This window comes from Deltaproteobacteria bacterium (assembly GCA_016219225.1).
GTDB lineage: Bacteria > Desulfobacterota > RBG-13-43-22 > RBG-13-43-22 > RBG-13-43-22 > RBG-13-43-22.
Genome location: JACRBX010000137.1, coordinates 1 through 8,308, shown reverse-complemented (window position 1 = coordinate 8,308; position 8,308 = coordinate 1). Strand labels below are relative to the sequence as shown.

Sequence of the window (8,308 nt, the reverse complement as noted above, 5' to 3'; positions counted from 1 at the left end):
TGCATGCAATGTGAAGATCCGGCCTGCGTGGCCGCCTGCCCGGTCCGGGCCACCTATAAACGCTCCGACGGGATGGTGGTCATCGATCCGGCCAAGTGCATCGGGTGCGGCAACTGCGTAACGGGCTGCCCCTACGGTGCCCGGTTTTGGAACCCGGTTACGCGCCGGGCGGACAAGTGCGATTATTGCCAGCACCGCTTAATACGAGGGGAAGAACCAGCCTGCGTAGAGACCTGCCCCACCAAGGCCCGGGTTTTCGGGGATCTGAATGACCCTGGAAGTCGTGTCAGTGCCTTGATGAAAAAGGGCCGGTTAGTACAGGTGGCCAATCACAGAATCAACACCAAGCCGCGTATTTATTATACCTTAGGGACCATTCAGTTGGATTGGCCGAAAGAACCGACCCTGCCGGGAGAGGTTCACCTGCCGGCGTCGTTTTGGAAAAAGAGTTAAGCATGATGGGTTCGCAAAAAGTCGACAAGCAACCATTTTCGACATTCCCGTGGAAACGGAAATCCAGGTTATTTAATGTGTTACGTATGGTCTGGATTCCCGCCTGCGCGGGAATGACGAGTTTTTAAGAGTTTACGCAGTATAACCAATAAAAGGGGAGGAGAATAATGAAAAAATCACTAAAACATCTACAGTTAATCATGACGTTGACCCTGGTCATGGCTTTGGTCGCCGGGTTTACCGTGGTCCAGGCAGCCGAAACACCGGCTAAGCCGGGTTGGTATTTTAAAGACCTTGTTAATGCGGATTTTGTGGCCCAATATGCCAAACTGCCCCCGCCGCCCAACTCGATGGTCATCGATGTCCGTCCGAAAGAGGAATACAATGAAGGCCACATATTCGGCTCATTCAGTATCCCGAACAATCTGCCTGGTGAGATGGCCAGGCTGTTGCCTAAAAACAAAGGGACCCTTCTGGTCTTCTATGGGCGGGATTCCGGAAACAACCTGAGCCACGAATCGGCCAGAGCGGCAGAAAAACTTGGATATAACAACATAAAGGTTTTTGCCGGGGGTGTCCTGGAATGGAAAAAGGGCTTTTCTCTGGTGGCCTTGACCAAAGAAGCCGTTGCCGAAGGTTTTGGAGTGGTAGACTATGATTACGTCAAGGGTAAGATCGGCACCGGTATTCGCCAATTAGATAAGGTCGTTATCATCGATGCCCGGCCGGAAGGGTTGTATTCGGTCGGCCACATCCCCTCGGCCATATCCTTGCCGTCCATGAAGTTTTCGAGTGCTTATCCTGAGTTTGAAAAACTTAATATCGCCAAGAATATTGAAATTATCCTTGGCATCGGCAGAGAATGCGAATTGAGCCTGAAGAATGCCCAGAGACTGAAAAGCAAGGGGTACACCAACTTAAAACTCTACATCGCTCCACCGGTGTGGCTCGACACGGACTATCAAGAGATCGATCAGAAAAAAGCTAAAGAATTACACGATACGGGGGTCCTTTTTATAGATTCAAGACCGGCCAATTTGTACAAAAAAGGCACCATTGAAGGGGCTATTAATATTTCGGTCACTAAATTTGAAGCAAGTAAAAGTATTCTCCCCAAAGAGTTGACCAAGCCGGTCGTTTCCTTCTGCCAGGGATATAGCTGTGTATTATCTCATGAAATGGCCCGGAAATTAATGGGGCTGGGATATCAAAATGTCCTGGTCTATGCCGGCGGCTATCCGGAGTGGGAAAAAACCTTTTCCCCTGTCGCAGACAAAATCAAACCGGGAAAGGGAGAAGGGACGATTGAGGTAACCTCTTTTGAAAAAATGTTGAATGAAAAACCCGCCGAAATGTTCCTGATCGATGTCAGAAGCACTGCAGAATATTCAACGGGGACTTTCAAAACGGCGGTCAATATCCCTATAGGCGAGCTGGAAAAAAAGTTAAAAACACTCGATTTAAGTAAACCGGTCGTTTTTGTCTGTTCCACAGGGGCCCGAAGCGGAGAGGCCTATTTCATGTTGAAGGACGTAAGGCAGGATATAAAGAATGTTTTTTACCTGGATGCCGAGGTGTCTTTCAATAGAGATGGATCCTATAAAATCATCAAGGTCAATTAGATCTCGTTTAAGAAGTTGAAACCCGATGACTCCCTGCTCTTCCTTATCGGGGACAGGGAGTCCCCGCCTTCAAAACCGCAGAAGGTTGGGACTTTTTAAACCCCTTCTTTTATTTCTCCGATCATTTTAAGGAAAGCCGATAAGAGGGTGGTGATGAGAGGATAAAATTGGTTTTCGGTTTCTATGGCCTCCAGCCTCTGCTGCAACTGCCCGACCCAGGGCAGCATGATTTCTGAGGCGAACTGCCCGGCCTCCTTCAAAAGGGGGGCTTCATCCTCCACCCAGCCCTTTTCCAGCAAAAAATAGAGATATTCCAATTCAATGGACAGGTGATCCGGCGGTTCCCCGACATCGTCTGCCAGAGACAATTCTTTGGATTCAAACCGTTCTTTCATTGCCTGGGCAGGCTCTCCCATCAATGGAGACCTTTCACCGGGTTCTTCCGTGACGTAACAGGAGGCATAAAGCGGTGCCCGGATCCCTTGACGGTCACTGATGAAAAGGCGAACGTACTCTTCCTCCAGGCAGTCGAAAAGGGCTCGGGCATGGGGGAAATTATTTAAAGTAGTCACTATTTTCTTATAGATTTCGGTTGAAGGGGCATCCAATAGGGGCAGCACCTTTTCCATGGGAAACCAAAAGGAGACTTGCAACATATCCTCGCATTGTTCAAGGGTAGGCCCCCAGTAGAAATGGGTCATTTTTTGAATAACCTCCAGCAGGGCCTGCTTTTCATCCTTAATTAATATCACATTTAATCTCTCTGTCTTATGTAACAAAGACTCTACGCCTTGTCCGGGATGTTACCAGGAAGAGGGATTCCCCGCTCGAATTTTAGCAAAAACTTCTTCTCCGGGGACAAGCTTAGCTTAAATTTATCTTGTCTTTCCTGTTAATCCTATTATAGCATATCTCATCTAAATCATCGCCGGTTTTTTTGTATTGCGGACCCTGCTAAAGGCGGGATTGCTCGTTAAAACGGGAAACAAGTAATGAGAAACGGATAAATTTCAACATGATGACCTATGCCACCGACAATATCGATTTCAGGTCTGGTTAAAAACTATGGCCCGGTGAAGGCCTTGCAGGGGATAGACCTGACCGTCGACCCGGGACAGATTTACGGGTTATTAGGGCCGAACGGTTCGGGGAAATCAACCCTGATCAAGGCCCTGGTGGGCGCGGTCAAGCCCACTGCCGGGAAAGTTATAGTGCTGGGCCAGGCCATGCCGCAAGAAGCCCGTGCGGTCAGGGCCGGCCTGGGTTATATGCCCCAGGTGCCGGCGCTATACGGGGATTTATCCGTTCGGGCCAATGTTAAATTCTTTGCCCGGGCCCACAAGCTCGACCGCCTGGAAAGGCGGATTGGCGAAGTTTTGGAATTTGTCGGTCTGGCTGACCTGGCCGGCCGCAAAACGGCCACCCTTTCGGGAGGCCTTAAACAGCGCTGTTCCTTAGCCTGCGCCCTCGTGCATGAACCCAAGCTTCTGCTTCTGGATGAGCCCACTGCCGGAGTGGACCCGGTTCTCAAGGAGAGCTTTTGGAGGCATTTCCGCTCCCTGGCGGCTAAAGGGACAACACTTGTCATCACCACCCACCTCATGGACGAACCCCTTTTCTGCGACCGCCTGGGGATTCTGCGGGAAGGGCGACTGATCATAGAAGATACGCCGGAGCGCATCCTGATCAGGGGAAAAACACAAGTCACTTTGGAGGTAGAAGGCCGGTCCATCACTGAAGAGCTAAGCCATTACACCCGCGAACTGCCGGGATTGTTGAATCGTTACGGCCTTGACCCCGGGGTCTCCGGAATATCCATCCGGCAGGAAAGCCTTGAAGACATCTTCCTGAAACTTCTGAAAGAGGAAGAAAAACATGGTTAACAACACCCTGGCCATAGCCGCACGGATCGACAGCCAGCTTATCGGCGACCGGCGTTTTCTGGCCCTGTCCATTTTTTTGCCGATGATTATCTTCTATCTTTTTAAGCTATTTATCCAGACCCTGCCGGTCGGCCTCTTCACCAATCCCGAAGAACTTTATGTCCTGATAACGGCCTTTATCATCCATTTCACTTCCTATGTGCTTTGCCTGATCGTTATCGTCCGGGAGCGGCGGGACGAGACGTTGATCCGGATGTTTGTGAACAACTTCAGCCGTACGGAGGTGGTTATGGGCTATCTTCTCGGCTACGCCTCCCTGGCTACGGTCCAGGCCGTCCTCATCATGATGGAGGTAAATGTGTTATTCCATCTGTCCTACGGCTTAGGCCTGATGCTTTCCCTGTTCGCCGTCATGTGGACCCTATCGTTGATCTCCATCGCCCTGGGGATCTTGATATCGAATTTGGCCAAGACCGAGGCCCAAATATTTCCTTTCATCCCATTATTTATACTGACCACGATTTTCATCTCCGGCTTGATACTGCCAATTTCGAGCCTTCCCTGGAGTGTGCGTTGGTTGTCCTATCTCATCCCTTTCACCTATGCGCAAATGTTGATCAAGCCCATGCTGGCCGAGGCGAGTGGCCTCTTTCATCATCTAAACGAATTCGGGGTCCTCATTCTTTATGGGGTTCTCCTGTTGTTCCTGTCGAGCATGACCTTGAAACAAAGGGATTAAACTAGAGTCATGCCATCGATAAAGACTAAACACCTGACCGAATCAACCTTTAAGCAGGCCCTGGCCGTTCTGAAAGACCGGGATCCGGATCTGGGGGATATCCTGTCGAACCTCGGTCCGCCGCCGATCTGGAAGCGCGCCCCGGGGTTTCCGACACTGGTCCGCATTATCCTCGAACAGCAGGTTTCTCTGGCCTCAGCCAAGGCGGCTTTTGATAGACTCAGCCGGGCAATTCCGATTCTGACGCCGGATGCATTCCTGAAGTTGGATGGGGAAAAGCTCAAGCAGATCGGGTTCAGCCGGCAAAAAACCCGGTACTGCCGGAATCTGGCCGAGGCCATTACCGAGGGCTTTCTAATGTTGGAAGCGCTTGACCGGATGGATGATGATGCCGTTCGGGCCGAATTGCTCAAGATAACGGGGATCGGTCGATGGACGGCGGACATCTATCTTCTGATGGCCCTGCGGCGGCCGGATGTTTGGCCCGTGGGGGATCTTGCCCTGACAATTGCCGTTCAGCGGGTCAAGAGACTTGGATCACGTCCTTCGTCGGCGGAACTCGAGGTCCTGAGCCAAACCTGGAAACCCTGGCGGGCGGTGGCGGCCCGTGTTTTCTGGCATCATTATCTAAGCAACCCGGAGTGAACAAACAGAACGCCGGAGGAATTATGGAAAACGAACTCAACAGGGCTGGTGGGGGGTCGGACCGGTCCGACCCAATGCCGCTGAGAAAAAAATGAGTACTCCCACAGTAATAGCAACGTCAGCAACATTGAAAATAACTGTGCTTACAGGCCCGATTCCAACGCTCATATAGTCCACAACTAAGCCGCCATAGGCTACGCGATCAAATGAGTTCAATCTCTCAGGTAGACTGCTGAAGTTTCTAATGCTTCTTCAGGTGTTCCAATATTCGTTGACGAATCCGGGGTTGCATCTTTTGCGGGATTTTTACACCTCCAGACTAAGGATCGTAAACACACATCTTTCTTGGCATCTGTATGTTCCTTCGTTCTTGTTTGAACATACGGCTCAGCGGGAAGAGCCGCATCTGGCTCTGATCCGCTGGAGCCGATGGTTGGGCAACGATTTATCATTATATTTGTCCTTTGTCAGTGCCTGACCCCTTTGTTTTCTTCGAGCGGGGAAGAACTATCTTTTGACAGGGTACCCTCTAATGGGTGACGCGTAGCCTTCCCCCTTTCGGTGGCGCAATGGTTGATTGGATGCCAAATTCGAGTCTGACACCAATGCCTTCTCATGAAGCAACTACTGTTCAAGGCTCCACATCGCGCTCCACCAGGTGCTATTGATCGCCGTGCATTGCAGCGCCCCTGTTTCGATGTTCAGGAACTGATCCGGTTTCCAGCGGTTTCGTATTCTATAACGACCCGCTGCCCCTGCCACTTGTTCGATACTCCACATGGCACTATGCCAATGTTGCGGTGCTAAACCGACCGCCAATCCAGTCTCAATGTGGATGTAATGGTCGGGCTTCCAGCGATTTCCAATGCGCACGAACTGCGTTCCTGTCACTGGTTCGAGGCGCCACTGTGCGCTCCACCATGCCGCGCTGACCTGCGACGTCCTCAGATAACCGGGTTCGATATTGATAAACTGATCCGCCTTCCAGATGTTGCGGATGCGCCACAACGCTGCATTGCTGCCACCTCCACCGATCTGCCCTCTGGCGCTCGCCAGCACCGTGCCCGTCAATGCGATGTTGGCGTCTTGCGATCCTGCCTGACGCACCACGAGCGGCACAGAGAAAGGGCCGGGCGTTGCGGAATAGTTGAAACAGTTCGCTCCGGTACCCTGCTGCGAGGGACATGCGAACACCGTCAGGTTCCACGGATAAGATCTTCCATAGCTACCGTCGGGTGCTCGAAAACCGCTCATGTTGGAGGGTGCAACGCCGGTAGTGGAACCTGCCTGGCCGGCACTAAACACCTGGATGCCGTTCGCGTGATTGCCGTAGCCGTCCAGACTTTGGGGCGCTATCACCTGTACCAGTGCGGACGTGTCGCGTTTCCAATTACTGATCCAAACCGTGCAGGTCCTGCTCGGCAGTTCGGAAACCGTGACGGCCAATGGATTGGGATCGCATACGATCGACGCCTGCAACTGCGGACGATTAACGATTTCACCGCCATTGCCCCCAGCTTCACCACCGGACACCACTGTCAGTTGGAGCGGCCACTGCAGTCCGCGCCCGTGCAGAACCGTAATGCTGTCCGGGACATTGTTGCCACTCGGAGCGCTGGAAAGGGTTGCCTTGAAATATCCACCACCGAATCCGGGAGGCGCTGTGTAGTTTCCCTCCACTTCGGTGCCTCGCAATGTGCCCGAGTAGACAAACGTACCCTTGGTGAGAACATTCACGTCGATCGTCACTGACCCGCGATCGCGAAACGTCACAGTCGCGTTCGCCTCGAAGTTCTGGACATCAGTTCCGCGATACTGAGACTTAACGTCCGCCAGTGCGTTGGTGCCTACAGACAGTGCGAACAGTGCGAACAAAATGATGCGCTGCACGAACGTCGCTATACGAAATGACATCATGGTGGCTCCTCCTTCTGTTAGGAACAAGATTATGGCCAGGAAATATGACCGTCTTGAAAAAACGGGGTCGAGAATAAATAGGTAGAGTGGAGAGCAGGTTCCTGCATTCTTTAAGTAAGCCATAGCCAGCCCCTCCATACGCAGTGATTCCGTAGTCCATCATTAGTAGGCACCTGTGACGACCGATGCGCCCCGATCTTGTAAGTCTTGGTAGGTCATTGTTCCCGCATATTCTTCCGGACGACTACTCAACACCTTAGAAACTGCTCCCGGTAGTTTGAACCCACCGTTGATACACTCTGAATGAGGGCACCGAACATCAAAAAAACGCTTTGCCCTCGGGGCCGAAATGTAGTTGACTCGGCTCTGAATTCCCTCCCAGTCCGGATTCAATACATATCGACGACGACGCTACCGAGAAAAAGTTGTCCTTCATAAGCAATGCCCTATCGTACGCTTTCCAGTAGGCCTCTTTCTGTTGTTCGTAAATATCAAGTTTCCTCGATTTCTTCTTTTTCATATTGCTCTTATCCTATGCATAACAAATTATTGAATAGTTTCCTTTCAATATCAGGAAGTTCCGGGATTGTCAACATCAAATTAAAAATTTAATTGACAAAGCTATCTGATATTATTATTTTAATTAAGTTGTTCAATATCTAATTTGTATTCTTAAGAGGTTAGCCGTTCAATACCGATACTGCCTGTTCCTGTTCCCATTCTGATGAGGTTTGAGGCCATTCTCGAAAAACGAGTCATTGCGCCGATACAGCGGGCGGACTATAAAAAGTGGCTTAGATATTTTCTGGATTTCTGCACCAAATATCCTGTCCCCGAAGCCCGACCTGACCAGGTACGTTTATTCATCGACAAGTTACGAGAAAAGAAACAGACCCCGGTCCAACAAAAGCAGGCAGCCCATGCCGTTTCCCTTTATTTTGAAATTCAACGTAAAGGCGAAACCCCGGTTGCGAATTCCAATACCGACAGAGCAACGTCTTTAATCCCGAAACCTCAGCAAGTCCGGGAGAGATCTCTCTCTTTTCCCC

Annotated in this window: 9 protein-coding genes; 6 read left to right on the top strand and 3 right to left on the bottom strand. The window is 50.9% G+C overall.

Annotated elements, in window-relative coordinates:
• A partial coding sequence (locus HY879_11900) for a 4Fe-4S dicluster domain-containing protein (protein MBI5604049.1) occupies positions 1-453 on the top strand: 453 nt, incomplete at its 5' end.
• A gap of 167 nt (positions 454-620) precedes the next feature.
• Positions 621-2,075: a hypothetical protein gene (locus HY879_11895; GenBank protein ID MBI5604048.1), complete on the top strand. Its 1,455-nt coding sequence runs from the start codon at positions 621-623 to the stop codon at positions 2,073-2,075.
• A 95-nt stretch (positions 2,076-2,170) separates the two neighbouring features.
• Here HY879_11895 and HY879_11890 read toward each other — a convergent pair whose 3' ends face one another.
• The gene (locus HY879_11890) at positions 2,171-2,776 is read right to left on the bottom strand and encodes a molecular chaperone TorD family protein (GenBank protein ID MBI5604047.1); all 606 of its coding nucleotides are present in this window, start codon (positions 2,774-2,776) and stop codon (positions 2,171-2,173) included.
• Between the two features lie 324 nt (positions 2,777-3,100).
• On the opposite strand from HY879_11890, the gene HY879_11885 reads away from it, so the two are divergent.
• From HY879_11885 to HY879_11875, 3 genes are read left to right on the top strand one after another with little or no spacing between them, the layout of a single operon-like run.
• Positions 3,101-3,958 (top strand): ABC transporter ATP-binding protein, encoded by an 858-nt coding sequence (locus HY879_11885; GenBank protein MBI5604046.1) that lies wholly within the window; start codon positions 3,101-3,103, stop codon positions 3,956-3,958.
• Positions 3,951-4,697 carry an ABC transporter permease gene (locus tag HY879_11880; GenBank protein MBI5604045.1) on the top strand — a complete coding sequence of 249 codons (747 nt, stop codon included), beginning with the start codon at positions 3,951-3,953 and terminating at the stop codon, positions 4,695-4,697. Before HY879_11885 ends, HY879_11880 begins: the two co-directional genes overlap by 8 nt.
• 9 nt (positions 4,698-4,706) lie before the next feature.
• Positions 4,707-5,342 (top strand): DNA-3-methyladenine glycosylase 2 family protein, encoded by a 636-nt coding sequence (locus tag HY879_11875; protein MBI5604044.1) that lies wholly within the window; start codon positions 4,707-4,709, stop codon positions 5,340-5,342.
• A gap of 36 nt (positions 5,343-5,378) precedes the next feature.
• Here HY879_11875 and HY879_11870 read toward each other — a convergent pair whose 3' ends face one another.
• Together HY879_11870 and HY879_11865 are read right to left on the bottom strand one after the other, a co-directional pair.
• Positions 5,379-5,558, bottom strand: coding sequence for a signal peptidase II (locus tag HY879_11870; protein MBI5604043.1), 180 nt, complete (start codon positions 5,556-5,558; stop codon positions 5,379-5,381).
• Between the two features lie 408 nt (positions 5,559-5,966).
• Positions 5,967-7,259 (bottom strand): hypothetical protein, encoded by a 1,293-nt coding sequence (locus HY879_11865; GenBank protein ID MBI5604042.1) that lies wholly within the window; start codon positions 7,257-7,259, stop codon positions 5,967-5,969.
• Between the two features lie 724 nt (positions 7,260-7,983).
• Here HY879_11865 and HY879_11860 point away from each other — a divergent pair.
• A partial coding sequence (locus HY879_11860) for a phage integrase N-terminal SAM-like domain-containing protein (GenBank protein MBI5604041.1) occupies positions 7,984-8,308 on the top strand: 325 nt, incomplete at its 3' end.